Source organism: Neobacillus sp. plas4, from assembly GCF_057221695.1.
This window is the reverse complement of the sequence record NZ_CM170152.1, coordinates 6,028,456-6,053,616: the sequence shown is the minus strand read 5'-3', so window position 1 is coordinate 6,053,616 and position 25,161 is coordinate 6,028,456. Positions and strand designations below refer to the sequence as shown.

The window sequence follows — 25,161 nt, the reverse complement described above, 5'->3', positions numbered from 1 at the left end:
TAGTAATTTATTATACTCATTAACTAGTTTGGTTGTAAAGATATTACATGGGTTATTTTGTCAGTATGAATCTCTGTCACACCATATGATATTATTTGCGAGATTTGTATAATAGATTAATATAATATTTTAGTTAATAATTAGTAGATTTCTTTTGTGATTTGCAATAGCAGGAAGGGATATTTGTAAAAGGTTAAATAAAAGGCTTACAATAATCTAAGTTTATTTTGATTTACTGGAGAAAGAACTGGCTTATAATTTAAATAAGAATGGAGGAGAGAAATAGTGAAAAGAAGAGTAGTGGTTACTGGTATTGGAGCAGTTACTCCTTTGGGGAATGACGCTTTTACAACATGGGAGAACATTAAAAATGGTGTATCAGGAATTGCTCCTGCAACGATATTCGATGTAGAAAAAGTTGATATTAAAATTGCAGCAGAAGTAAAAAACTTTGCTCCTGAGGAATATATGGATAGAAAGGAAGCAAGAAGAATGGGGCGTTACAGTCAATTCGCTGTGGCTGCAAGCAAAATGGCTGTAAAAGATGCAGGGATTGAGGTTGGCGTTGATATTCAGCCTGAACGCGTCGGGGTTTGGATTGGGTCAGGAATAGGCGGTTTAGGTGAGTTCGAGGAACAGCACCGTAAATTTATTGAAAAGGGTCAAAGAAGGGTCAATCCATTTACAATTCCGATGTTTATCCCTGATATGGCAGCAGGTCAAGTCTCCATCGAAATTGGTGCAAAAGGGATTAACAATTGTTCCGTCACCGCATGTGCTTCTGGAGCAAATTCAATTGGAGATGCCTTCCGTGTAATCCAAAAGGGCGATGTCGACATGATAATTGCTGGGGGAACGGAAGCAACCATTACAGAAATGACCGTTGCTGGCTTTTCGAATATGACCGCTCTTTCGAAAAATCCAGATCCAAAAACAGCAAGCCGGCCTTTTGATCAAAATCGTGATGGGTTTGTTATCGGGGAAGGAGCTGGGATCTTGGTGTTAGAAGAATTAGAGCATGCTCTAGCACGGGATGCTCACATATATGGAGAGCTGATTGGATATGGTGCTACAGGTGATGCCCACCATATTACAACACCAGCACCGGAGGGAGAAGGTGCACAGCGTGCCATGAAGCTAGCAATAGCGGATGCTGAAATCTCTCCGGAACAAGTGGATTATATCAATGCCCATGGAACATCCACCTTTTATAACGATTTGAATGAAACATTAGCCATTAAGGAAGTATTCAAAGAACACGCTTATACTCTTTCAGTTAGCTCGACAAAGTCAATGACAGGACATTTGCTTGGAGCTACGGGTGCGATCGAAGCAATCTTCTCTCTATTAGCAATTAAGGAAGGAATCCTCCCGCCAACAATTAATTATGAAACTCCTGATGAACAACTGGATTTAGATTATGTCCCTAACGTAGCAAGGAAGAAGGATATCCAAGTCACACTATCAAATTCATTAGGTTTTGGCGGTCATAATGCGACACTAATTTTTAAAAAATTTAGTAAATAAGGTTTTTTAGAAAGACGATTCCTGATAATATCAATAGGAGTCGTCTTTTTGCTTGCCTTACAGCTATTCGTAGAGGGCGATGAGGAATCCACTATTTATAAGTAAATATTAAAAGGGTGAATATAGGTGAAAAAAATTACCGTTGAAAACTTAGTTCAGAAGTTTTCATTGAAAGTAGTGGCTGGTGAAGGTCAACTGCAGAAAGTGATTACGCAATCACGGGTGCATCGTCCGGGCCTTGAATTTGTTGGCCATTTTGATTTTTTTCCAACTGAACGAGTTCAAATCTTGGGGAAAAAGGAAATTACCTATTTGCATAAGTTAAGTAATGAGGAACGGAAAATCCGGATTGGAAATATTGTCCACTATCATCCACCATGCTTTATCGTAACGGCCGGTGAAGAAGATATTACCTATTTAACGCATCATTGTATTGAACAGGCAATCCCGTTGTTAGTAACAAACAAAACTGAGATCACTTCAGAATTTATTACGAAATTAGATGCATATTTGGTGAAGGAATTAGCACCTGAAATTGCCATTCATGGAGTTTGTATGAATGTGTCCGGCATCGGAATACTGCTTCGCGGAAATTCGGGAGTAGGGAAAAGCGAGACTGCGCATACATTAATTCGCCGAGGACATCGGCTGGTAGCGGATGATATCGTGGTCCTAAAGAAGCTTAGTCCGCAAACCATTCTCGGAACTCATGATGAGAAAACCAAGGAGTTTTTGGCACTTCGCAGCATTGGGTTGTTGAATGTGGTGCGGCTTTATGGCCGCAAGGCATTTCAAGACGAAACACGAATTACACTAGATATTAATTTGACGAAATGGGAAAAAGACGCCTTGTATAATGATTTGGATCAGGAAATTAACTATACAGACTATATGGGTGTTAAGATTCCATCCATGGAAATCCAGCTCCAGCCGGGACGTGATGTGGCTGGCTTAATAGAGGCAGCAGCAAATAACTGGTATCTAAAGCAGCAAGGATACAGCGCAGCAGAAGAATTTATGAGCAGGATCGAAGCGGATATTACGTTATCCGGCAAGTAATAGGCAGAGTGTTAAGGAAACTGGACCGAAAAAGGGCCTCTCGTTATTTTTAACGAGGGGCCTTTTCTATTTAAAATCAAAGTGCCGATTAATTTTCTTGCAAGTATCGAGAAGTGCTGCAGCCAGCTTCTCTTCATTCCCGTAAAAACGAGTTGCTGGGAGTGGAATCGAGATGGCGCTTAAATTCCCCATGCGGTCGACCACAACTGCGCCCACTGCACAAATTCCTTCAATGTGTTCCTCCCTTGCAAAAGCAACCCCATGATTACGAACCACTTCTAACTCCTTAAACAGCTCATCCCTGCTCGTAATAGTATGATCATTAAACTGCTGTAAATGATCTGGCAGCAGTTTTTCAACTTCCGCTATAGGCATGGAGGCAAGTATTGCCTTTCCGTTTGCTGTGCAATGTAATGGAAAAGAGGCACCAGGTTGTGAAGTCGCCTGCAATGGATGCGGGGCGATAATTTGATCTACAAAAAGCACCTTCCCATTGTCTAAAACGGAGAGGTCTACTGTCTCATTGACTTGGTGCGATAATTTTATTAAAAAAGGCCTGATATCTTCTCTTAAATCACGATGAACAGCCCCTGCCAGCATAGCAATCTCAGCTCCAAGACGATAACCTCCATTACTAGAAGCACTTGACACAAACCTTTCCTGTTCTAGCGTCGTGACAATACGTTGAACGGTTGACCTGGCCATGTCCACTTCTTTGGCTATCTGCGATAAGCTTAACCCTTTTGGATGATTTTTAAGAGCCCTCAGTATTTTAGCCGCACGGGAGATTACTTGAACATTAGCTGTTCTCGATGGATCCTGTTTTTCGGTGCTCATAAATATTTCCCCTTCCACATAATCTATTTCATTATAACTTTAATTTGTGTTGTTTCAATGCCTTTGCTTTTTGAAGGAGTACAAATAGGTTGACCTTGGAGATCATTCATCGTTATAATATGGTTAACCAATATGTGATACAGGTGTACCACGATGTGGTTAGTACTTGTAACTAATAAAAATAACCTAGAGCAACTATTCGAACATAAAAGAGGGGAAAATAATGAGTATAGTTAAAATAGGTGTAATCGGAATAGGAAATATGGGCAGTTCTTATGTTGAAATGCTGGATAAAGGGAAAATTAAAGGCGCTGTGTTAACGGCAGTTTGCAGCAGTAATGAAAGCAGGATTGCATGGGTGGAAGCAAATACACAGGGTGATGTGAAAATTTTCAAGGACAAAGAGACATTTTTCAATGAGTCTGGTATCGATGCCGTTATTATTGCCACCCCTCATTATAGTCATCCAGAACTTGCAAAAATGGCCTTTGCAAGAGGAAAACATGTGATGCTTGAAAAGCCAGCCGGGGTATTTACAAAAGATGTACTTGAAATGAATGCTGCAGCAAAATTTAGTGGCAAAGTTTTCGGTATTATGTACAACCAAAGGGCAAATCCCCTTTATCAAAAAATTCGAGACCTTATCAAATCAGGACAGATAGGCGATTTGAAACGAGTGAATTTGATTTACACTGCACCGTACCGCCCTCAAAGCTACTATGATTCAAGTAAATGGAGAGCAACATGGAAAGGGGAAGGCGGCGGGGTCCTTATCAATCAAGCCATTCATCAAATCGATTTGCTGCAATGGACGACCGGAGTAATGCCAACAAGTATCCGTGCAGTGAGCAGTTTAGGAAAATATCACGATATTGAAGTGGAAGATGATGTAACGGCGTTTTTGGAATATGAAAATGGGATTACAGGTGTGTTTATTGCATCGACAGGAGAAGCGCCTGGTACAAGCCGTTTCGAGATCGTTGGTGACCGTGGTAAAATCGTGGTTGAGGATGAGGAACTTGTTTTCCACCAATTAGCACAGTCGGAGCGAGAATTTAACTTGTCATTTACAGGTGGATTTGGTATGCCTGAATCTAAAAAAATAAAAATTCCAGTTGCAAGTGAAAATGGGAATCACAAAATAATTGTTCAAAATTGGGTGGAGGCAATCGAAAAAGGATTATCACTCCTTTCCCCAGGTGAAGATGGCATAAAAGCACTAGAAATTTCCAACGGTATCTACTTATCTTCTTGGTTAAATGAAATGGTAGAATTGCCAGTGGACCCAAACCTCTATTATGAAAAATTACTAGAAAAAATCAATACATCCACATTTGAGAAAAAGCATGTAACGAACACAACGTTAGATGTCAAAGGGACGCATTAAGCGGACAAATAGAGTCCGGCGACATTAAAAGGTTATAGAATTAAAAAATGTTGGTATATTATTAATTGAAAAAATTTAATAAAATGCATAAAACAAAGCCAGTTCTGACTTGAACTGGTTTTGTTTTTTTATGTGTAAAAAGGATATTACTGGGTATTTATACGCATTTCTTTTGGCTTATCCCCTGCTTTACGTATTATAAAACAGTAATAGAACAACATTTTTAGCAAATAGGACAACAATTTTCTCTGCTATAAAATGGTAGTATTAGTATGAAAATTCAAACAACAGTTAAATGTTTTTGAAAAACTATTAAAAATGCAGGGGAGGAAATGCATGTGAAACGTTTTAAAAGCAAGGTGACTACTCTTGTGGCCTCAATACTTTTAACGGGCACTCTAGTTCCGGGCAGCGGGGGATTCATGGCCGAAGAATTAAGTATTGAAAGTGTGTATTTTACGGATAACGAGCAAGCGAAATATCCTGAAAATGCAACTATTGAGTCCCTGCCCCAGGCAGTGCGTGATTTAGATGTAAAGGGTGTAATGGCGGACGGCAGTGTAGTAGATATCCCGAATACAAAAGTTACGTTGGAAAGCAGTAATACAGAAGTAGCTGCAGTTGATTCAGATGGTATCGTTAACGCAAAAGCTGACGGTGTAGCGAAGATTTCAGCAACAGTAAGCTCTGGAGATGTTACAAAATCAACTTCTGTGTTTATGCAAGTGAGAAACCCTGAAGACAGGTTTGTAGATGCAGCATTGTTGCATGATAAAATGACCATTGAAATTGGGGAGCCAGCACTGCTGGAGTCCGGTGATCAGATCCCTTCTATTCAGTTGGAGCCCTTTGTGAATGGGACTGTTACGGCTGAGCTAATCAAGGATGGCAAAGTCATTCAAACAGTACAAGAAAAAGCACTAAATAAAGGGAGTAATGAGGAAGTTACTTTTCAAGGGTTAGTGAATGGAAAAGGGCATTATGAAATTCATCTAGTTTATCATTTTGACGGTCAGCCTCGACATGATAGCTTCTTTTTTACCGTTCTCGATGAACCAAAAGTCGGCGGTAATGAAAGCAAGATTGTATATGTTGGGAAGGATGGCACGTTAGAATACACTCCTGATTATAAAGGGAATCAAATTCTAGACTTTTCAAACGCGGGCTATCAAGGCGGCGGTGTTAAAATTCCGGATGTACAAGCAAAGGTTGTACTTTCACCGGTTGAGGGAGACGATACGGCCAGCATTCAAGCAGCCATTGATGAAGTTTCTGCATTGCCGATGAATGAAAGTGGATTCCGCGGCGCCGTTGTTCTAGAAAAAGGAACATTTGAGATTAATAATCCTTTAACAATCCAAGCAAGCGGTGTTGTCCTGCGGGGGAAAGGACAGGAGGAAGACGGAACCATTGTACTGTCTACAACAACGAAACAAATTAATATGCTGGAGTTAAAAGGAATAGAAGGAATTACGATTAATGAAGAAGTGAAAGAAAAAATTACTGAATTATATGTTCCGGTGGGCTCTCGCTCTTTCCATGTAGAGAATGCTGAAAACTTTAACGTTGGGGATGAAATCATTGTCCGCCGATATGGAAATTCACATTGGATTCATGAAATTGATATGGATCAAATTGTAAAAGACCCGGGTCCTGATACCGACGGAACCCTGCAATGGGAACCGTTTAATCTTGAGTTTGATCGTGTGATTACGGCGATTAACGGAAATATTGTTACGGTAGATGCTCCGTTGGCGGATTCGATTGATGTAAGATGGGGCGGCGGTGAAATCCTCAAATACCAGGATGAACGCATTGAGAACGTCGGTGTTGAGAACATTCGTTTTGACACCGTGTTTGATCCTTCAGTAACGAAAGTGCATAATAACGGAGAAACCTACTATGCCGACGAAAAGCATGCGAATACTGCCATCCGAATTGATAAGGCAAAAAATGCTTGGGTACGGGACGTGACAGGACTTCATTTCCGATATAGTCTTGTTGATATTTCAAAAGCAACCAAATGGGTGACGGTTCAAGATACGAAATCACTTGATATGGTAAGTCAGATTACTGGAAGCCGGAGATATCCTTATAAATACGGCGGGCAATTGCTGTTAACGCAGCGTGTTTATGCCAACACAGCTAGGCATGCCTTTTTAGTTGACAGCCGTGTAATGGGACCAAATGTCTTTTTAGACAGCGTTGGGGAAATCAATTATACGAAGAGTGAGCCGCACCACAGATGGTCAGTCGGCGGACTTTTTGACAATATAAAAGCACCAATTGCCATCCAGGACCGCCAATGGTATGGAACGGGTCATGGCTGGTCGGGAGCAAACTATATTGCCTGGAACACAGAAGGCGATTTGATTATCCAGCAGCCTCCAACTGCCCAAAATTATTCGATTGGACATGTTGGTGCCATTGAGCCTGGTGATTGGCCGAAGGCGGGCGATATGCGTCCACGTGAGCAAGGGTATGTAGAAAGCCATGGAAAGCATGTTAAACCGAAAAGCTTATATTTACAGCAGCTTGAAGACCGTCTTGGTAAACAGGCAGTGAAAAATATAAAGCAAACGCCTGTTGGCGGTAAAATTCTTGATATCCCAGTGAGCTCAAATTAGAATAATTTTTCACGACATCATTTTTTAAGAGGGTTGTTTTCGTAACGAATGTTGTTAAAATCCTAAAGCCGATTTTAACGTGAAATTAGTTATTTTGCCCCAACGAATTAAGTTTGCAAGCTCTTTTCTTATTAAATTGATTTTTTCTCAATATTACACAGTAAACTCATTAATTTTCGTTATAAAAAACAACAAAGTTTAAGAAAAGAGCTTCCTAAATTGATGAGGGCTGACACCGACGTTTTTTTTAAACAACTGGCAAAAGTATGAGAAATTGGTGAGTCCGACGGATTCACCAATTTCTTTTACAGACAGGCTGCTTGTCTTTAACAGCCAAGATGCTTCCCTGATTCTCCGCGCGGTTAAATAGTCCGTAATGCTGCTGCCAACATGCTTTCGAAATAAGGAAGAGACATGAACAGGTGATAAATGAACAGACTTGGCGAGCGCATTCAATTCAAATGGTTCCATATAATTCTCATCAATCCAACGCATGATGAGTTCAACCGTGGATGGATGAATCGATGAGTTTTTAATGACATTTATGGCTTCATTCCATATAGGCTTTATGATAGAGAGCACTGCAATCATAAAAAGTGCCTGTTGTTCCAGCAGTTCAGCTGGAGATTTTTCTGCTGCTTTCCTCTTAAAGAGTTTGATAATATTTTCTATCTCTAAAATTTTCTCATCCTTAAGGACTGGATTCATTTTTTTGTTGTAGCACATGCTCTGCAGCAACTCATAAAGAGATGGAAAAGGAGACAGAAATCCCTCTAGTATTGCGGGTTCAAATACAAATAAAGAACGAATGTATGGTTGACTAGGAGAAGTTGAAAATTGAATATGATGCAGCTGATAGGGCTTAATGATAACTAATGTACCCTCATCAATATGGAAAAGCTGCTGATCAATGATCGCTTTTCCAATACCCTTATGCACATACAGAAGTTCCATTCCCTGATGGGCATGATATACTTCTGTAAATGTTTCCGTTCGATTCTGTTCTAAGCGAAGCTGAATGGGGTGTTGATTAAGTTTTAAATAATTTAAGATCTTCATGCCTCTGTTCACTTCCAAACATTTTACGAGAATTCATTATCGAAAATAGAATTCTCTATTTCTTCATCATATCCTGCCTCTCGAATTTAGATGATATAGTAAATGAACAATAGAAGTATGAGCAGGATAAGCAGAGAAACAGCTTGGAATTTAATCCTTTGATAGAGTGAAGAGTTAAATTTTTCAGAGGGAAGAGGTTTTTCACGCCACTCCTCGAGATAATCGTTACGTTTAAACATAATGCTGTTGAATCTTCTAAACCCGAACGTTACACCATCAAAGAACCCCCCTTTAATAGTGTACATTAGTAAAACGGTGGTAAAATAGATAATGCTAATATAGAATAAAGAATTAATGAAATTGAGCAAATTATAATCAGCCGAAAAAATGAAAAAAATCAAGAGGGTAAGCAACAGATTAAGTGAAAAAAACTTCCATTTATTTTTGAACATATCCTATTCACCTTATAATTTAGATTATTATTTTACACATGCATAGAAGAATAAACGTATTTTAACCTAACTTCCTCTGAAAGTATACTTTAACTGGTTTTCCCTCCATGCTGGGAACATAGAAAAATTATGAAGAAATAATTTTTTTTTAAATAGCAAATAAAAAAGTGCTGGTATATCAACTGTAATGTTATTGTAATCTATAATGATATAATAATTTTTAGATTCTTTTATATTTTTAGTCTTTACAAGAGTAGTTGAAAAATAGTATGATTTTCTTAGCTTCTTTTTTAAGAGCGAATTGACAGAAAAATAAAACAATAGGAGGTCATTTTTTTATGAAGAAAAAGTATGCATGGCTTTTAGCCCTAAGCCTTGTGCTGAGCATGTTTTTAGCAGCTTGCTCAGGCGGCGATAAGGACACAGCTGACAAGGACAAAAAACCAGCTGATGACAAGCCAGAAGTTGAACAAGTATTAAACTTTATTAATGGTGATACAATCCCTTCTATGGACCCATCTACAGCAACTGATGAATATGGTTTCCAATTCTTAGGTGCTACAATGGAGGGCCTATACCGTCTTGATGAAAAAGGACTAATAGCTGAAGGTATTGCAAAAGAACATAAAGTAAGTGATGATGGAAAAACTTGGACATTTACATTACGTGAAGATGCTAAGTGGTCAAATGGTGATCCTGTAACTGCTCACGATTTCGTTTATGCTTGGCAGCGTGCCGTTGACCCTAACACTGGATCTGAATATGGTCCATACATGATGGGCGGCGTTATTAAAAACGCAACTGCTGTTAACAAAGGTGAAGTTCCTGTTGATCAATTAGGTGTTAAAGCGGATGGCGATTTCACATTTGTTGTTGAACTTGAAAATGCTACTCCATACTTTGAATCATTAACAACTTTCGGTACATTCTTACCATTGAACCAAAAGTTCGTTGAAGAAAAAGGCGATACATTCGCAACTAGCGCTGATACTTTATTAGCAAACGGACCATACAAGTTCGCTACATGGACTAGTACTGCTAACGAGTGGGACTTAGTTAAAAATGAAACTTATTGGGACGCAAAAACTGTAAAATTAGAAAAAATGCATTATGTGGTAGTAAAAGATCCACAAACTGCTGTTGACTTATATGAAAAAGGCGAAGTTGATCGTGCTGGACTATCATCTGACCTTGTTGACCAATATTCAACGCATGATGATTACACAGTAGAACCTGATACTTCAGTATTCTATATGAAGTTGAACCAAACTAAAAATCCTGCTCTTAAGAACGTAAACGTACGTAAAGCAATCTCTAGAGCGTTTGATAAGCAAGCATTAGTAGATGAAATCTTAAACAACGGATCTATTGTTGCTAACGGTCTTGTACCAAAAGATTTCGTTTCAACTCCTGATGGTAAAGACTTCCGCGAAGTTAGTGGAGATCTTGTAAAATACGACGTAGCAGAAGCGAAGAAACTATGGGAACAAGCTTTAACTGAACTTGGTACAAAAGAAGTATCAATCGAAGTACTTGGCGGCGACAGCGAAGTTTCTAAAATGATGAACCAATACCTTGCAAACCAATTATCAACAAACCTTCCTGGTTTAAAAGTTACTTTAAAAGAAGTACCATTTGAACAACGTCTAGAATTAGATACTGCAATGGATTATGATATCCAAATTGCTGGATGGGGACCAGACTTCCTTGACCCATATACCTTCTTAAACTTATGGTTAACAGATGGTGGAAATAACATGATGGGCTTTTCTAACGCTGAATATGATAAGTTAATCAACGAGACTGCAACAACTTTAGCTCAAGATCAAGATAAGCGTTATGAGAACTTCTTAAAAGCAGAAAAAGTATTATTTGATGATGCAGCAATCGCTCCTATATATCAAAGAGCAAGTGCTCTGCTAGTTTCTCCAAAAGTACAGGGTGTGTTCACAAACGCATTCGGTGCAACTTACGAATACAAATGGGCTAGTGTTGGCGCTGAAGAATAATAGAAAAAAATAGTATATAAAAAATGCTATGAAAAAATTGAAAGGGAGTATATGCTATTAGGCATATGCTCTCTTTTCACCTGTGGACCTGAATATTCCGATTATAATAAAAATTTATAATCGACAAGATATGACATATAATAAAGAGAAAAGAGAAATTTAGGAGGTGCAAAAATGACTCGATATATACTTCGTCGCGCATGGTATATGCTTATAACTTTATTTATTATTGCGACATTCTCATTCTTTCTGATGAAAATTTTGCCGGGTAGCCCGCTAAATGCAGAGGATAAGTTAAGCGAAGAACAAAAGGCAATCATTCTTGAAAAGTATGGATTAAATGATCCAATACCAGTCCAGTATGCTAAATATCTTGGAGGACTTGTACAGGGTGACTTGGGAGTATCCTTTAAATTTGATAATACGCCAGTTACAACCATATTGATGGACAGAATCGGGCCATCTGCACAAATAGGATTTCAGGCTTTAGTAGTAGGTTCAATCATTGGTATATTCCTTGGATTATTGGCCTCGATTTTCCGAAACGGACCAATAGATTATTCATCTACTATCATTGCTGTTTTAGGTACTTCCATTCCATCGTTTGTATTTGCAGGATTACTGCAGTATGTTTTTGCTGTGAAGTTAGGATGGTTTCCGGTGGCGCTATGGGGAAAATTTGAACATAGCATTTTACCGACAATTGCCTTGGCTATTCACCCAATGGCGACCGCAGCACGTTTTACAAGAACAGAAATGGTAGAAGTATTACATTCCAATTACATCACTACCGCACGTGCTAAGGGTGTGGCTGAATCAGGAATAATCTTAAAGCATGGTTTGCGTAATGCACTCATTCCGTTAATTACTGTTTTAGGTCCAATGGCCGTAGGTTTGATGACCGGTTCGTTGGTTATTGAACAAATATTTGCTATTCCTGGCATTGGGGAACAATTTGTAAGCTCTGTTATGGTAAATGATTATCCAACAATAATGGGAACAACATTATTATTTGCATTTGGCTTTATTTTAATTATCTTAATCATCGACCTCCTTTACGGATTGATTGATCCTAGGATTAGACTAGCAGGAGGTAATAAATAAATGGATAAAAAGAACATGAATAATATACCAAAAGATTTATTTGTTCCTCTTGTGCGTAAAGAGGATACGAGCGAAAAAATTTCAGCTCCGAGCAGAACGTTTTTTCAGGACGCTAAAAGAACACTTTTTAATAATAAACCCGCTGTTTTCAGCATGTTCCTAATCCTGCTTATTGTCATTATGAGTATTGTGGGTCCTTGGATGAACAGTTTTGGTTCGGATGATCAGGATTTGAAAAGGGCAAAAATGCCTCCGCGTATACCCGTATTGGAAAAGGTCTCTTGGCTTGGCGTAGATGGTACATTAACAGCTACTTTCCAAGGTAAAGATGTTAACCAAGCTACGGCTAAGGCAAATGCTAGATTTGATAATAAAGAGGATTTTATTGATCTTGAAGTCATTAATGAAGGCGATGGTACTAAAAATTCTGCTGAAGTTAAGGCAACCTATCATATATACGAGGCAAAAGATATGAAAGACACATATTTTTGGTTCGGAAGTGATGCCCTGGGGCGAGATCAATGGACAAGACTTTGGGAAGGTACAAGGGTTTCTTTAATCATCGCTGTTGTTGCCGCAGTGCTTGACCTTGTGATTGGGGTTGCGTATGGCGGAATTTCCGGGTTTTATGGAGGAAAAGTTGATAATATCATGCAGCGTATAGCTGAGATTTTAGTTGGTATTCCTAACTTAGTCATTATCCTTTTAATGATGCTTGTACTACAGCCGGGGATTACTTCAATTGTAATTGCTCTGACGATAACAGGCTGGATTGGTATGTCCCGAATTGTTCGTGGTGAAGTACTAAAGCTAAAGAACCAAGAGTTTGTTTTAGCTTCAAGAACGTTAGGAACATCTAATGGTACCATCATTCGAAAACACTTGGTTCCAAATATCAGTGGTATTATCATTATTAACACGATGTTTACTGTTCCAGGAGCTATCTTTTTTGAAGCATTCTTAAGTTTTATTGGACTAGGTATTGTTCCTCCTGATGCTTCACTTGGTTCGTTAATTGACCTTGGATTTGATAACCTTAGACTTTATCCTTACATGCTTGTGTTCCCTGCAGTTGTAATTTCGGTACTTATGATTGCATTTAATATTGTTGGTGACGGTCTGAGAGATGCATTTGATCCGAAAATGCATAAATAAGAAGGTAGGTGTTTAATAAATGACGAAATTATTGGAAGTCAAAGATTTAAAAGTATCATTTAACACCTACAACGGTGAAGTGCATGCTGTTCGGGGTGTTAGCTTTGATTTAAATAAAGGCGAAACATTGGCCATCGTTGGGGAATCTGGATCAGGCAAGTCAGTAACCTCTAATGCAATTATGAGACTACTTCCAGAACCGCATGGCTACATTAAAGAAGGGCAAATCCTCCTTGAAGGGGAAGACCTTGCGAAGAAGACAAATAAAGAAATGCAAAAAATCCGCGGAAAAGACATTTCTATGGTTTTCCAAGATCCGATGTCGTCTCTAAATCCGACAATGAAAATTGGAAATCAAATCATGGAGGGTCTGATTAAGCACCAAAATATGAGTAAACAAGAGGCAAGAAAAACGGCTCTTGAATTATTGACGCTTGTTGGTATTCCAAGACCTGATGTGCGAATTGAGCAATATCCGCATCAATTTTCGGGCGGTATGCGTCAGCGTGTGGTTGTAGCGATTGCCTTGGCATGTAATCCGAAGATTTTAATTGCCGATGAGCCGACAACCGCACTTGATGTAACCATTCAGGCGCAAATTTTGGAACTAATGAAGAGCATTCAACAGAAGACGGATAGCGCGATTATTTTTATCACCCACGACCTTGGTGTGGTAGCAAACGTAGCGGATCGTGTTGCGGTTATGTATGCTGGTAAAGTTGTTGAAATTGGAACGGTAGATGATATTTTCTATAATCCTAAGCACCCATATACATGGGGATTAATTGGCTCCATGCCTACATTAGATAGTACGGATGAAGAACTGTTTGCGATACCCGGCAGCCCGCCAGACATGCTTAATCCACCTGTAGGGGATGCGTTTGCTCCTAGAAACCAATTTGCATTAGAAATCGATACAGTGATGGAACCGCCGATGTTTAAAGTGTCAGACACACATTATGCGGCAACTTGGCTGTTACATGAAGATGCACCTAAAATCGAACCACCTGATGCCGTTAAGCGCAGGATGCAAGGTTTTGCGAATACTGGTGCTAAGGGCGGTGGCAAAAAGTGACTCGAGAAAAATTACTTGAAGTAAAAAATTTACAAAAGCATTTCTCTGTTGGGAATAAGAACATGATTAAAGCTGTCGATGGTGTAAGCTTTGATATTTATAAAGGTGAAACGTTTGGTCTAGTTGGTGAGTCAGGTTGTGGAAAGTCAACAACAGGCAGAACGATTATTCGTCTTTATGATGCAACTGGCGGGGAAGTTAAATTTAATGGTGAAGATGTTCATGGCAAGAAGTCAAAATCCGAGCTGCTTAAATTTAATCGAAAAATGCAAATGATCTTCCAAGATCCTTCTTCCTCTTTGAACCCTCGTATGACGGTTTTAGATATTATTGCTGAGGGACTAGATGTTCATAAACTAGTAAAAAATGATGCAGAACGGAAACAAAAGGTTGAAGAATTATTAGCAGCAGTAGGTCTTAACAAAGAACACGCAACCCGATTCCCGCATGAATTTAGCGGCGGTCAAAGACAGCGGATTGGGATTGCTAGAGCGCTGGCTGTTGATCCTGAGTTTATTATTGCCGATGAGCCAATCTCTGCACTAGACGTGTCCATTCAGGCACAGGTAGTCAATTTGCTTAAGAAACTGCAAAAAGAACGCGGCTTAACATACTTGTTCATTGCCCATGACCTTTCAATGGTTAAATATATATCAGATCGGATCGGCGTTATGTATATGGGTAATTTAGTTGAATTAGCGGAAAGTGATGAATTATACAATAATCCTATTCATCCTTATACAAAATCATTGCTATCAGCTATTCCACTTCCAGATCCAAGGTATGAGCGCACCCGCAAACGTATTACTTATGATCCATCTGTACATGATACAAGTGGTGAGTTTGAGCTTAGAGAAGTGATTCCAGGACACTTTGTACGTTGTACGGCAAAGGAATTTGAAAGATATCAGAATGAGCAAAAAGTAAAATAAGCAGTCACAAAAAAAGAGTGTTGAGATATCAACACTCTTTTTTATGGCTGAAAATCAGTCATTTCAACGCTATAGTTTTTTTCCTTTAGTACTTTATATAATATGTCTATATGTTCATTGTTTTTGGTTTCAACGGAAATCTCTAGCTGTGCATAGCCCGGGTATATATTTTTACCCATATGGTGCAGGTTAACAGATTGAATGTTTGCCTCTAAGTCTGTCAGTGAGCTTAAAACCTTTTGAAGTTCACCTGGCTTATCTTTAAGGGTAATGTTAAAAGCAGCAAATCGTCCTGACTCCACTAATCCTCGTTCTATTATCCTTGAAATAAAATTCATATCGACATTTCCACCGCTTAGAACAGCGACGACCTTCTTTTCTTTCAACTTTACTTTTTCATATAAAAGAGATGAAAGAGAACAGGCACCGGAGCCTTCTACTAACAGCTTATTTCTCTCTAATAGCATAAGCATTGTTCTAGCAATTTCCATCTCATCCACACAATAAACATCATCAACATATTTTTGTGTAATTTCAAATGTCTTCTGCCCCGGTTTTTTTACGGCGATTCCATCTGCCATCGTTGGTGTTGAATCTACCATTACAGGGCTTTTTTCTATTAAGGACTGTTTCATACTAGGACAGGCGACTGTCTGAACTCCATATACACCGATATGAGGGTTCTTCTCCTTGATAGCCATTGCTACCCCTGCAATCAGCCCGCCGCCGCCTACAGGGCAGATAACAGCCTCTACGTCGGGAAGCTGATCAAGGATTTCTAAACCAACAGTCCCTTGTCCGGCTATAATGGCTTCATCGTCAAAGGCATGAATAAAGGTGGCAGCCCTTTGTTCTTTTAACTCTAAAGCATAGGAAAGGGCATCATCAAAGGTATCCCCTTCTAGTATCACCTCGGCCCCATATTGCTTTGTTGCGAGAATCTTGCTTAACGGTGCACCTTTTGGCATTACGATGGTACAGTTTACGCCCAACATTTGACTTGAATATGCCACCCCTTGGGCATGGTTCCCTGCAGAAGCAGCCACAACCCCTTTCTGTAACTCTTCTTCTGTTAAGGAAATCAGCTTATTATAGGACCCCCTTGCTTTAAAGGAACCCGTTTTTTGGAGGTTTTCAAGCTTCAAATATACTTCATTATGAGCAAGCAGACTAAATGTTTTTGAGTAGTCCAAAGGTGTTGTATGAATCACTCCCTTCATCTTCTCTCGGGCAATGATAATATCATCTACATTCACAATAAAATTCCTCCTGCTGACACGCATATTTATTCTTAGGATGTACTGTACTAGAAAAACTATGAATTATTTCCCGGAAATACTACCACAATAATGATTTGGGTCTTTTGTCTCGCAAATGACTAGTAGAATAAATCCCATTATAAGTAATAAGTTCCATGGCGGTTGTCAGAAAATTGAATCTTTAGCAGGGGTTAGTTTGCGACAAAATAACTATATGTTGAAAAAATTCATTATGTTACTATTATTTGGAAAACACTATACATAAAAGGGGGAACTTGGAAATGAAAAAGAAGAAACTTTTATCAATCCTATCAACCGGTGCACTGGCTCTATCACTTTTTGCACCACTTTCAGTTAGCGATTCAAAGGTCAACGCAGCTGAAGCCACAGCACCAAAATGGGATGTAGAGCGTTATGGAGATCGAGTAGATATAGATGGTCAGCTAAATCTACTAAGTAATGATTCTTCTTACTTAAAGCAGGCGGAAAAGAAAATGAAAGAACAGGCAGCAGAAATTAATTTTAATGAAGATGGAACTTCTGAAGAGTCAACAAACAATATCTCTACTGTGAGCGTTGGAGAGAAAAAATTGTTTTTAAATAGGAATTTAGCTTTTAAACAGTTTACGCTGCGCAGTGTAGGTGAAAATGTTGAAATTTGGGTGGCGGATAACCTTGGTTTTAAAGCAGGTGACCCACGACCTGCACATGTCGTAACACAAGAACAAGTGGATAAATTACGTGATGAATTTGATCGTAATATCTATCCTAAGGCTACAGAGTTCTTTGGAACACCTGATACACTTGATGGTTCTCATTCTCCATTACCTGAAATGGTTGGCCTGCCAGAGGGGTATTATGAAGGCAGCGATAAAATTATCATGTTAGTAGATAATATCCAGGATGATAACTATAATGACCCGACTTATCCATTCTTTGTAGCTGGTTTCTTTTGGCAAACACTAGAAAACTATATTGATAGAAACATTATTACAATCGATACAAATAGCTGGGAAACTCGTTTAGAGTCAACATTCTTCGGAACAACGATTCATGAATTACAGCATTTAATCCACGCAGACAATGATGGTGCAGAAGAGACATGGATAAATGAAGGTATGTCTACTTTTTCTGAATACCTTGGCGGCTATGGTCACGATGATAGTTCTATCAACTTCTACCTCGATCATCCTGAAAATTCATTGGTAAATTGGGATGAGCACCGTGTAACAAAAACAGGTCCTGAAACGATTGCTGACTATGGTCAAGTATACCTATTTACGCTATATATGAATGATAAATTTGGACAAGAGTTCATTCGTGACCTCGCATTAAATACAAAGCAAGGCATAAGCAGTGTGGATGAAGTTTTAAAAGCACATGGTTCAAAACTTGATTTTACCCAACTTTATCAAAATTTTATTACGGCTTTAACACTTGATTCAGATAGAGTCGGTAATGGAGTTTATAATTTTGATAGTATTGACCTTCGAGATATGGTTGTAAATGCGAACGGTGAAATTAGAGGTAAGACGATAGACTTTGAAAAGGCTAAAACATTTGAAAAAGAAGGCGTTCCGGCATGGGGCGGCGATTTTAAAGAATTAGATTTCCAAGATAAAATTAGAAGTATTTCTTTTGATGGGGTGGACTTCTTGGGTACTCCATGGGTATCTGTTGCTGATCCTGAAAATCCTGCAAATAACGTATTATGGGGCGGTCAGGGTGATGAATCAGACAATGCAATAGTTCTTGAAGCAGATTTATCTGGTGTTACTGCAGCAACATTAAACTTTGACAATTACCTTGATATCGAAGAGCAGTGGGATTTCGGAGTAGTTCAAGTATCAACGGATGGCGGTAAGACTTGGAAGAGCTTAGCAAATGCAAACACTCGCAGTGATGTTGTTGAGCAAGGCTATCCGAAAATTAAAGAAAACCTACCTGGCTTTACAGGAAATATAAAAGCTTGGCAAGAGGAATCTTTTGATTTAAGTGAGTATGCTGGTCAAGAAGTATTGGTTTCTTTCCGTTACTTAACGGACTGGGGTCACACAGACGGTGGCTGGTTTATTGATAATATTGAAATTCCAGAAATCGGTTATAGCAATGATGGAAACTCTACAGACGGCCTCAAATCTTTACAAGAGATTGCTGGACAGTATGTAAACTACACCGTAACATTTATCAACGAAAAAGAAGTTGGGAATAAAAAGGGTGCTAAAACAAACTATAAAGTAATTACAGTCGATCCATTCAATGTTACTGAAGAGGATGCATTAAATCTTAGACAGTTATTCAAAGATGGAAAGAATTATATGATTACATCCTACGCAGCTCCTGCGGATGATAAAAATTCGGTTGAGTTTTCATATGAAGTTAAATTAAAACAGAACAAGAAAAAAGTTAAGTAAATAATTAAGTAAATAAACCCGGGTATTGACAGATAGAATGTCAGTAACTGGGTTTTTTTGTATGACGTTATCCAAAAAACCTGAGCCGCAGTGGACCCAGGTTTTTCATTTGCCTGCTATTTTTGTTTTGCTTCATTAAAACTATAGAAGAATTTCGCTGTGATAGAACCATCAGCATTTTCTTTGATATCCGTCACATGAATTCCAGAGTCTGCTGGGGTCGCGCTATAGCCCTTCCAGAAGTAGTAGGAACCAGTATGAACATTGGACGAGGTTGGAGTGATTTTCGCGCCTGTCTTGAAGAAGTCACCAGAATCACCACGGTTTAGGTTCTTTTCTAAGTCATATTTCCCATCTGCCTGAAGAAGGGATAAGCCATAATGAGTGACAACAGTGCCGTTGCTAGCTGTTTCTGCTTGATTAAACTGGAATCGCTTGTTCATCCAGTTTTCAACGTTGTTAGGACGGAATCCTGCAGTTTGATATAGGTTGATGATATTCTCATCAACATGCCATGCTAATAATCCATGGGAATCAGTGCCTTGACGAATTAAACCTTTATTAAAGCCATCTTGTTGGACGTTTTCAAATAAGAAATACTCTGTTCCGTTAGAACCTGGGACTTCCATTTTTACGATTCCATCGGTGGCAGTGGCGTTATTAATGGACGGTAAAGTAATTTCTTTTACTCCATCAGTTGGTTTAACTACAATTGGCTCAGTCCAGCCAAGGAAAACCTTAGAGAATGGATCAAAGTGAGTTGGTGAGTTACCAGAGTATGCCCCGTTATCAGGATAACGCATCCAAGAGCCGCCAGCCATCATTGAGTAGTTTCCAACACCTTCAGATGTATAAACAGTATCATAGAAATCAGGAAGACCTAATGCATGTCCAAATTCATGTGCATATACCCCAGCCTGTGCAGGATATGGACCTGTTTTAGAAGCATCATCATAGCCGCCTGTAGTTAAATTAAATCCAGCAACGTTACCGCCAATAGCAGGCTGAATATTGTAGTTATTTACAATTACTCCATCATACGTCATATCATTAGCAACCGTCTGATTTATCCATGCACTTTGACTCATTCCAGCATGAACATCTGCTGGTTTACCAGTTTCATAGTATTTACCATAGTATAATGCGCTTAATAGACTCCATTTGTGGGACCAAAATTGTGCAGGGTCTTGGCTCCACTCAGCTCCCGTTCCTTCATGAATAACGAAAACGTTTGGAACTTCCCCATCTTCAGCATACTTTGAGAAGTCTACTTGTGTGTCAGCTGCTTTAAGAAGGTCTCGGATGAATTCCCCAGTATGAGCGTCTCCGTTTACGTTACCTAGTACATATCTGCCATTTTCAGCATACTTACCTTCTTGGTCTAAATAGTAAGAGGCTCCCTTAGGCATTTCTACCCAGACAAACTCAGTGTTTTCTTTGCGTACTAAATTAATTCTATTGTTACTAGACTCTTTATAAGCATTTTGCATTGTACGATCTGTTGGAGCCGCCACTCCATTATAGGTTGCGTATTGTTTGAACTCTTCTAATTCATATGGATTATATTCAGTACCAAAAATTAAGTCTTCATAGTAATGAGCGGGGACTTGTCCTTCTAAGTCACCAACTGGTTCATCGCTATTTGCATATTTCGCTAGGATTACTAGAACAGGTACATCCCCTGTAGCAGCTTTATATGCTACGTGGTTGTCACCAGGTTTCTGGAACTTGGTTCCTATATTAGCCTTTTCTGCAGGGTCGACCTTAGATAAATCGATACCTAGTTCTTTTGCCTTTGCAGCTAGCTCTGGAGCAGCTCCAACGAAATCAGCTGGGCTTAAAGAGTATGTAGTTTTTGTTGTAGATGGGGCTTCGGCAGGTTGAAAGCCTGCTGCAACAATACTTCCAGCTAATGCTAGAGTTAGACCGGTTTTTGATAGTACTTTTAACATGTACGTCACTCCTAAATTTATTTAAGAATTATAATATATCAGAATTATCAAAAATATAGGAGGAACAAAGTGCCTAATTACCTTTAAATTTAGGGAGGCGAAATACCTATTTTTTACATATATTGAAAATTTAGTTTTTCTAGACTTAAGAGATAGAAAGATGGTTATAATACTACAATGTTCAGAAAACTCATGTACAACATCAATAATGATGGTTTATTATGGCTCTGTTACCCAAAGAAGTCTTCGAAGATCTATAAAGGCTCCGTTTGCAGCCGTGAAACTGTGACAGGTATGCTCTCTGAAGAAGGTTATGAACCAGTTCGGCAAATTGCGATTGATGATGATTGGTCAGCATTACGATTCCGAAAGCCTGAAAAAATCAAGAAAATAATTCGAGATTTTGCGGTAACCGAAGAAGGTATAAGACGTACAAATAAGGAGTAGATTCTGGTTAATTCTGGGTCTTTTTTTATGTATACACTTTCCGTCTACTTGTACACACTTTCTGTAAACATGTAAACGAACTTGTATACATAGTGTATACAAAAATGTATACAAGTTTACGAACTCGTATACATGTTGATATATAGCCATGTGTACAAGTTTGTATACGTTGTAAACACATTTGTATACAACGATTACATAATGTTTACAATTTTACACATTCATTTCTTTTCAAATAGTTTATTGATGAATCTATCAATCTTCTATAAACTAAAACTAGAGAAGCTAGATACAGATTTTCATTTACTTCTAATATAAGAGAATGAGAGGATGGTCATTTTGAGTAATACTAGAGTGGCAGCAATTGACGTAGGGAATGATTCGATTAAGGCTATTTTTGGAGAATTAGAATATGAGCTTAATATTCCTAATATCATTGCAAGGGATACAGAGGATCGCCCCGTAATTGGAATTGAAGAATTAGATGATAAAAACCCTCTTGATGGCATACATATCAAAGTGCATTCTCCCGCATTGAAAGATAATAATGCAATTTATCGTGTGGGAAATTTGGCAACTAAAAGTGTTAATGCGACAGAGTTAGATCCTGGCAGCAGTAAATCCGAAGAGGATCAAACCTTAATTCTGCTTTTCACTACGCTAGCCTTAGATGCCGTTAAGGATGTTAATAAAAATAATTTCCGTCAGGTGAAAAATATCATCGACGCGAATTATACATTGGGAACAGGTCTCCCCCTTCGTGAAGTTAAGGAAGGTAAAGACGCAGGCTATCGTTCGAAATTAATTGGATCTGTTCACCAAGTTGAGTTCTTGGTTACGCCTAAATACCAAGGTTTAAAAGTCAATATTAAGTTTGATGAAATTAAGGTATATCCAGAGGGATTTGCAGCTTATATTAATCTAGTAATGGATAATAACGCAAAAATCATTAATAAGGACTTAATTGATAAGCGTATTTTAATTCAAGATATTGGCGGTTTATCAACAGATATTGCTGTTATTAAAAATCGAAATGTTGATGATGATAAGGCACAAGGGTTTAATCTAGGCGTATCAGAATCACTAGAACAAATTCGTGAGGAAATCAGATCAAAGCACGGTGTGGAACTAGATAGCCGCCGCGATGTGGTGGACATTATCACCAAGAAAAACGACCGGAATCATATCATGGTGAGAGGTAGCAGAACGAGTGTACATGATATTACGGACCGCATTCTGCTTGATTTGGCAAAGAAACAATATCGTTTATTACGGAATGTTTGGTCAAAGAACTCTCAAACAGAAATTTGCTATTTTGTCGGTGGTGGTGCGACGGTTTTAAAAGATTATCTTAAAACGTTAAATAATAACCTTGATGGTTATAATATTGATTTCTTTGAAGATGAAAAGGAAAGTATTTGGATGATGGCCAATGCTTATTACAAGCTCATCATGGATTTTGTTAGAAAATCAGAGAAACAAAAGGTTGAACAACCAAAAAAACCTGTTACCAATTAATAGGGTGATGAGATGAAAAAAGCAGGATCCAATGAAATTCAGCGGGGACAGGCGATTTCCTTTCGCGTCCCTTCTGACACCCCAGACCATATAGTCAAACAGCTGCAAAAGTTAAAGGAAACCGAAAGAAGAAATTTTTCTAGTAAAATCGCAGAATTTGTGATGGAGGGCGTTAGTAAGGCGAATGCAAAAGAGCGGGAAATGGTGTCGGTCCCTCTTCCCAAAAAGCTAACCAAGGCACAGCGCGATTGGTTGAAGCACGAGCATTCTGAGGCGTTATTGGGGAGCATTATCTATCAACTAATCTCTGATCCAGTACGGTCTACCACCCTGCTGGCAAGCTTAAACAGCCATTCAACTGATATCGACGAGGCCTTGTATCTACAGGAGGAAAGAATTCCTGAAATTCATTCCTATCGAGACAATGATGGCACCGATGAGGAAGTCGCTGCTTCTATTGATTTATCCGATATGGATGATTTAGATGAGTTTAACTGGGAGACAGCGGAACCTTTGGTTGAAGAAGAAAAGGTAGAGGAAGAGCCCGACCTAGATGATCTATTGGGCGGATTTCTAGCTAGCATGAATAAGTAATGATATATAATAGATTCGGAGATAAGCATTGTTTCTTGCTTATCTTTTTTGTGGTTATTTTAATACCTATTTTGTATCCTATGCTATAATTTTCTTGAAAAGATTTTACCTATTTTTATAGGGATTGGAGTGGGCAACTTGAAAAAAACGGCCTTATTTTTACTTATGGTGCTCTCACTTATTTTTGCAGGTTGTGCACAAGAGAAAAATAACCAAGCAGAAAATAATGAAACGAATAAAGAGGAGCTTGTTTTAGCAGTGGGAAATGAGCCGGAAACAGGCTTTGATCCAGCTTTAGGCTGGGGGCAATATGGGTCGCCGCTATTTCAAAGTACATTACTAAAAAGAGACAACAACTTAAAGATTACATATGACGTAGCAACAGGCTATGATGTTAGTCAGGATGGCAAGACGTGGACTGTGAAACTACGGGACGATGTTCTATTTTCAGACGGACAGCCATTAACAGCGGAGGATGTCAAATTTACGTTTGAAACTGCACTAACAAGTGATTCCGTTCTTGATTTGAATATTCTTGAGTCAGTAGAGGTTACCGATGCCGCTACGGTTAAATTTCACCTTCACCATGCGAATTCAACCTTTATTCATTCATTGTTAGCTTTGGGAATAATCCCAAGGCATGCCTATGATGATCACTATGCTGAAAATCCAGTTGGTTCAGGTCCATTTAAGCTAGTCCAGTGGGATAAAGGTCAACAAATTATTATTGAAAGGAACCCTGAATACTACGGTACAAAGCCATATTTTAAAAAGATTACTTTCTTATTTTTAAATGAGGATGCTGCCTTTGCTGCAGCCAAAGCAGGCCAGGTAGATATGGCGTATATTCCTGCCTCTTTTAGTAAGAATAGCGTCTCTGGTATGCGTCTTGAAGCTGTTCAAAGTGTGGATAATCGTGGAATTATGTTCCCTTATGTTCCTTCAGGCGAAAAAACAAAAGATGGTTTTGCTATCGGCAACGATGTAACAGCAGACATCGCGATTCGGAAGGCTATTAATGTTGCGATTGATCGCCAAGCTCTAGTGGATGGAGTTTTAGAGGGTCACGGTACACCTGGCTACTCAGCAGCAGATGGCTTGCCCTGGGGAAATGAAGAGACAAAAATCAAAGACAGTAACCTGAAACATGCAAAAGAAATCTTGGCTAATGGTGATTGGAAAGACGAAAATGATGATGGTCTTCTTGAAAAAGGAGTATTAAAGGCGGAATTTAATCTCCTTTACCCTGCTGGTGATGGGATTAGACAATCGTTAGCTATTTCTGTTGCGGATATGGTAAAACCATTAGGAATAAAAATAAATGTTGAAGGTAAGAGCTGGGACGAAATTGAATCGCTAATGCATTCGAATGCAGTGATAATGGGCTGGGGCAGCCATGATCCGCTTGAGATCTATAATCTGTTTAGCGGAAAAATGGCAGGAATGGAGTATTATAACGCAGGTTTTTATAAAAATGAAAAAGTAGACGAGTATTTGGAAAAGGCATTAGCAGCGATTACTGAGGAAGAAGCGCTTGAGTACTGGAAAAAAGCCCAATGGGATGGTATGACCGGATTTAGTTCATTAGGTGATGCACCATGGGCATGGCTGGTAAATATCGATCACTTGTATCTAGTGAATGAAAAATTGGATATCGGGGAGCAGAGAATTCAACCTCATAATCATGGCTGGCCAATTACGGATAACCTAGTGGACTGGAAATGGAATGAGGAATAAATGATGGGTGCGAGACA

General features: G+C 38.9%; 18 protein-coding genes and 1 pseudogene. 14 read left to right on the top strand and 5 right to left on the bottom strand.

Annotation, left to right across the window (positions count from 1 at the left end):
* Positions 1–282 precede the first annotated feature (282 nt).
* Positions 283–1,527 carry a beta-ketoacyl-ACP synthase II gene (fabF, locus tag AC2TFD_RS30090; protein WP_335511849.1) on the top strand — a complete coding sequence of 415 codons (1,245 nt, stop codon included), beginning with the start codon at positions 283–285 and terminating at the stop codon, positions 1,525–1,527.
* A gap of 126 nt (positions 1,528–1,653) precedes the next feature.
* Positions 1,654–2,586, top strand: a complete 933-nt coding sequence (hprK, locus tag AC2TFD_RS30085; RefSeq protein ID WP_484674718.1) for an HPr(Ser) kinase/phosphatase — start codon at positions 1,654–1,656, stop codon at positions 2,584–2,586.
* Between the two features lie 66 nt (positions 2,587–2,652).
* On the opposite strand, the gene AC2TFD_RS30080 is transcribed toward hprK, so the two are convergent.
* The gene (locus tag AC2TFD_RS30080; RefSeq protein ID WP_484674717.1) at positions 2,653–3,423 is read right to left on the bottom strand and encodes an IclR family transcriptional regulator; all 771 of its coding nucleotides are present in this window, start codon (positions 3,421–3,423) and stop codon (positions 2,653–2,655) included.
* A 223-nt stretch (positions 3,424–3,646) separates the two neighbouring features.
* On the opposite strand from AC2TFD_RS30080, the gene AC2TFD_RS30075 reads away from it, so the two are divergent.
* Positions 3,647–4,810 carry a Gfo/Idh/MocA family protein gene (locus AC2TFD_RS30075; protein WP_484674716.1) on the top strand — a complete coding sequence of 388 codons (1,164 nt, stop codon included), beginning with the start codon at positions 3,647–3,649 and terminating at the stop codon, positions 4,808–4,810.
* Positions 4,811–5,148: 338 nt separating this feature from the next.
* Positions 5,149–7,437, top strand: coding sequence for an Ig-like domain-containing protein (locus AC2TFD_RS30070; protein WP_484674715.1), 2,289 nt, complete (start codon positions 5,149–5,151; stop codon positions 7,435–7,437).
* A gap of 198 nt (positions 7,438–7,635) precedes the next feature.
* On the opposite strand, the gene AC2TFD_RS30065 is transcribed toward AC2TFD_RS30070, so the two are convergent.
* Together AC2TFD_RS30065 and AC2TFD_RS30060 are read right to left on the bottom strand one after the other, a co-directional pair.
* Complete coding sequence (locus AC2TFD_RS30065) at positions 7,636–8,496, bottom strand: helix-turn-helix domain-containing protein (protein ID WP_484674714.1); 861 nt, start codon at positions 8,494–8,496, stop codon at positions 7,636–7,638.
* A gap of 86 nt (positions 8,497–8,582) precedes the next feature.
* A complete protein-coding gene (locus AC2TFD_RS30060; RefSeq protein WP_335511848.1) occupies positions 8,583–8,948 on the bottom strand; it encodes a DUF3899 domain-containing protein in 366 nt (121 codons plus the stop codon).
* A gap of 338 nt (positions 8,949–9,286) precedes the next feature.
* On the opposite strand from AC2TFD_RS30060, the gene AC2TFD_RS30055 reads away from it, so the two are divergent.
* The 5 genes from AC2TFD_RS30055 to AC2TFD_RS30035 all read left to right on the top strand — a co-directional run bounded on the left by AC2TFD_RS30055 (position 9,287) and on the right by AC2TFD_RS30035 (position 15,223).
* The gene (locus tag AC2TFD_RS30055; RefSeq protein WP_335516429.1) at positions 9,287–10,957 is read left to right on the top strand and encodes a peptide ABC transporter substrate-binding protein; all 1,671 of its coding nucleotides are present in this window, start codon (positions 9,287–9,289) and stop codon (positions 10,955–10,957) included.
* A gap of 174 nt (positions 10,958–11,131) precedes the next feature.
* Entirely contained in the window at positions 11,132–12,061 is a 930-nt protein-coding gene (gene opp3b / locus AC2TFD_RS30050; RefSeq protein WP_335516433.1) for an oligopeptide ABC transporter permease, read from the top strand.
* The gene (opp3C, locus tag AC2TFD_RS30045) at positions 12,062–13,216 is read left to right on the top strand and encodes an oligopeptide ABC transporter permease (protein WP_335516436.1); all 1,155 of its coding nucleotides are present in this window, start codon (positions 12,062–12,064) and stop codon (positions 13,214–13,216) included.
* Between the two features lie 19 nt (positions 13,217–13,235).
* Positions 13,236–14,291 carry an ABC transporter ATP-binding protein gene (locus tag AC2TFD_RS30040; RefSeq protein ID WP_335516439.1) on the top strand — a complete coding sequence of 352 codons (1,056 nt, stop codon included), beginning with the start codon at positions 13,236–13,238 and terminating at the stop codon, positions 14,289–14,291.
* Positions 14,288–15,223 carry an ABC transporter ATP-binding protein gene (locus AC2TFD_RS30035; protein ID WP_335516442.1) on the top strand — a complete coding sequence of 312 codons (936 nt, stop codon included), beginning with the start codon at positions 14,288–14,290 and terminating at the stop codon, positions 15,221–15,223. The genes AC2TFD_RS30040 and AC2TFD_RS30035 overlap by 4 nt, the downstream gene beginning before the upstream one ends.
* Positions 15,224–15,264: 41 nt before the next feature.
* On the opposite strand, the gene ilvA is transcribed toward AC2TFD_RS30035, so the two are convergent.
* The gene (gene ilvA, locus AC2TFD_RS30030; RefSeq protein ID WP_484676392.1) at positions 15,265–16,482 is read right to left on the bottom strand and encodes a threonine ammonia-lyase; all 1,218 of its coding nucleotides are present in this window, start codon (positions 16,480–16,482) and stop codon (positions 15,265–15,267) included.
* Between the two features lie 281 nt (positions 16,483–16,763).
* Here ilvA and AC2TFD_RS30025 point away from each other — a divergent pair, with 281 nt between their 5' ends.
* Positions 16,764–18,896, top strand: coding sequence for a peptidase M6 (locus tag AC2TFD_RS30025; RefSeq protein WP_484674713.1), 2,133 nt, complete (start codon positions 16,764–16,766; stop codon positions 18,894–18,896).
* 116 nt (positions 18,897–19,012) lie between these two features.
* Here the strand turns inward: AC2TFD_RS30025 and AC2TFD_RS30020 are convergent, their stop codons facing one another.
* Positions 19,013–20,848 (bottom strand): M6 family metalloprotease domain-containing protein, encoded by a 1,836-nt coding sequence (locus AC2TFD_RS30020; RefSeq protein WP_484674712.1) that lies wholly within the window; start codon positions 20,846–20,848, stop codon positions 19,013–19,015.
* Between the two features lie 198 nt (positions 20,849–21,046).
* Between AC2TFD_RS30020 and AC2TFD_RS30015 the strand changes: the two are divergent.
* From AC2TFD_RS30015 to AC2TFD_RS30000, 4 genes and pseudogenes are all read left to right on the top strand, one after another.
* A pseudogene (locus AC2TFD_RS30015) lies at positions 21,047–21,295 on the top strand (DUF3052 domain-containing protein); the annotation flags it as partial.
* 339 nt (positions 21,296–21,634) lie between these two features.
* Positions 21,635–22,813, top strand: coding sequence for an Alp7A family actin-like protein (locus AC2TFD_RS30010; RefSeq protein ID WP_335508715.1), 1,179 nt, complete (start codon positions 21,635–21,637; stop codon positions 22,811–22,813).
* 12 nt (positions 22,814–22,825) lie between these two features.
* The gene (locus AC2TFD_RS30005) at positions 22,826–23,407 is read left to right on the top strand and encodes a hypothetical protein (protein WP_335508716.1); all 582 of its coding nucleotides are present in this window, start codon (positions 22,826–22,828) and stop codon (positions 23,405–23,407) included.
* 165 nt (positions 23,408–23,572) lie between these two features.
* On the top strand, positions 23,573–25,144 hold the full coding sequence (locus AC2TFD_RS30000; RefSeq protein ID WP_484676391.1) for an ABC transporter substrate-binding protein: 1,572 nt from the start codon (positions 23,573–23,575) through the stop codon (positions 25,142–25,144).
* The last annotated feature ends 17 nt before the right edge of the window (positions 25,145–25,161 follow it).

What these genes read in the sequence shown, in the direction of transcription:
- AC2TFD_RS30005 (WP_335508716.1), top strand. Translation starts at nt 22,826, where the DNA reads ATGAAAAAAGCAGGATCCAATGAAATTCAGCGGGGACAGGCGATTTCC.
- AC2TFD_RS30055 (WP_335516429.1), top strand. Translation starts at nt 9,287, where the DNA reads ATGAAGAAAAAGTATGCATGGCTTTTAGCCCTAAGCCTTGTGCTGAGC.
- opp3C (WP_335516436.1), top strand. Translation starts at nt 12,062, where the DNA reads ATGGATAAAAAGAACATGAATAATATACCAAAAGATTTATTTGTTCCT.
- AC2TFD_RS30060 (WP_335511848.1), bottom strand. Translation starts at nt 8,948, where the DNA reads ATGTTCAAAAATAAATGGAAGTTTTTTTCACTTAATCTGTTGCTTACC.
- AC2TFD_RS30020 (WP_484674712.1), bottom strand. Translation starts at nt 20,848, where the DNA reads ATGTTAAAAGTACTATCAAAAACCGGTCTAACTCTAGCATTAGCTGGA.
- AC2TFD_RS30040 (WP_335516439.1), top strand. Translation starts at nt 13,236, where the DNA reads ATGACGAAATTATTGGAAGTCAAAGATTTAAAAGTATCATTTAACACC.
- AC2TFD_RS30025 (WP_484674713.1), top strand. Translation starts at nt 16,764, where the DNA reads ATGAAAAAGAAGAAACTTTTATCAATCCTATCAACCGGTGCACTGGCT.
- AC2TFD_RS30075 (WP_484674716.1), top strand. Translation starts at nt 3,647, where the DNA reads ATGAGTATAGTTAAAATAGGTGTAATCGGAATAGGAAATATGGGCAGT.
- AC2TFD_RS30000 (WP_484676391.1), top strand. Translation starts at nt 23,573, where the DNA reads ATGGTGCTCTCACTTATTTTTGCAGGTTGTGCACAAGAGAAAAATAAC.
- AC2TFD_RS30080 (WP_484674717.1), bottom strand. Translation starts at nt 3,423, where the DNA reads ATGAGCACCGAAAAACAGGATCCATCGAGAACAGCTAATGTTCAAGTA.
- opp3b (WP_335516433.1), top strand. Translation starts at nt 11,132, where the DNA reads ATGACTCGATATATACTTCGTCGCGCATGGTATATGCTTATAACTTTA.
- AC2TFD_RS30065 (WP_484674714.1), bottom strand. Translation starts at nt 8,496, where the DNA reads ATGAAGATCTTAAATTATTTAAAACTTAATCAACACCCCATTCAGCTT.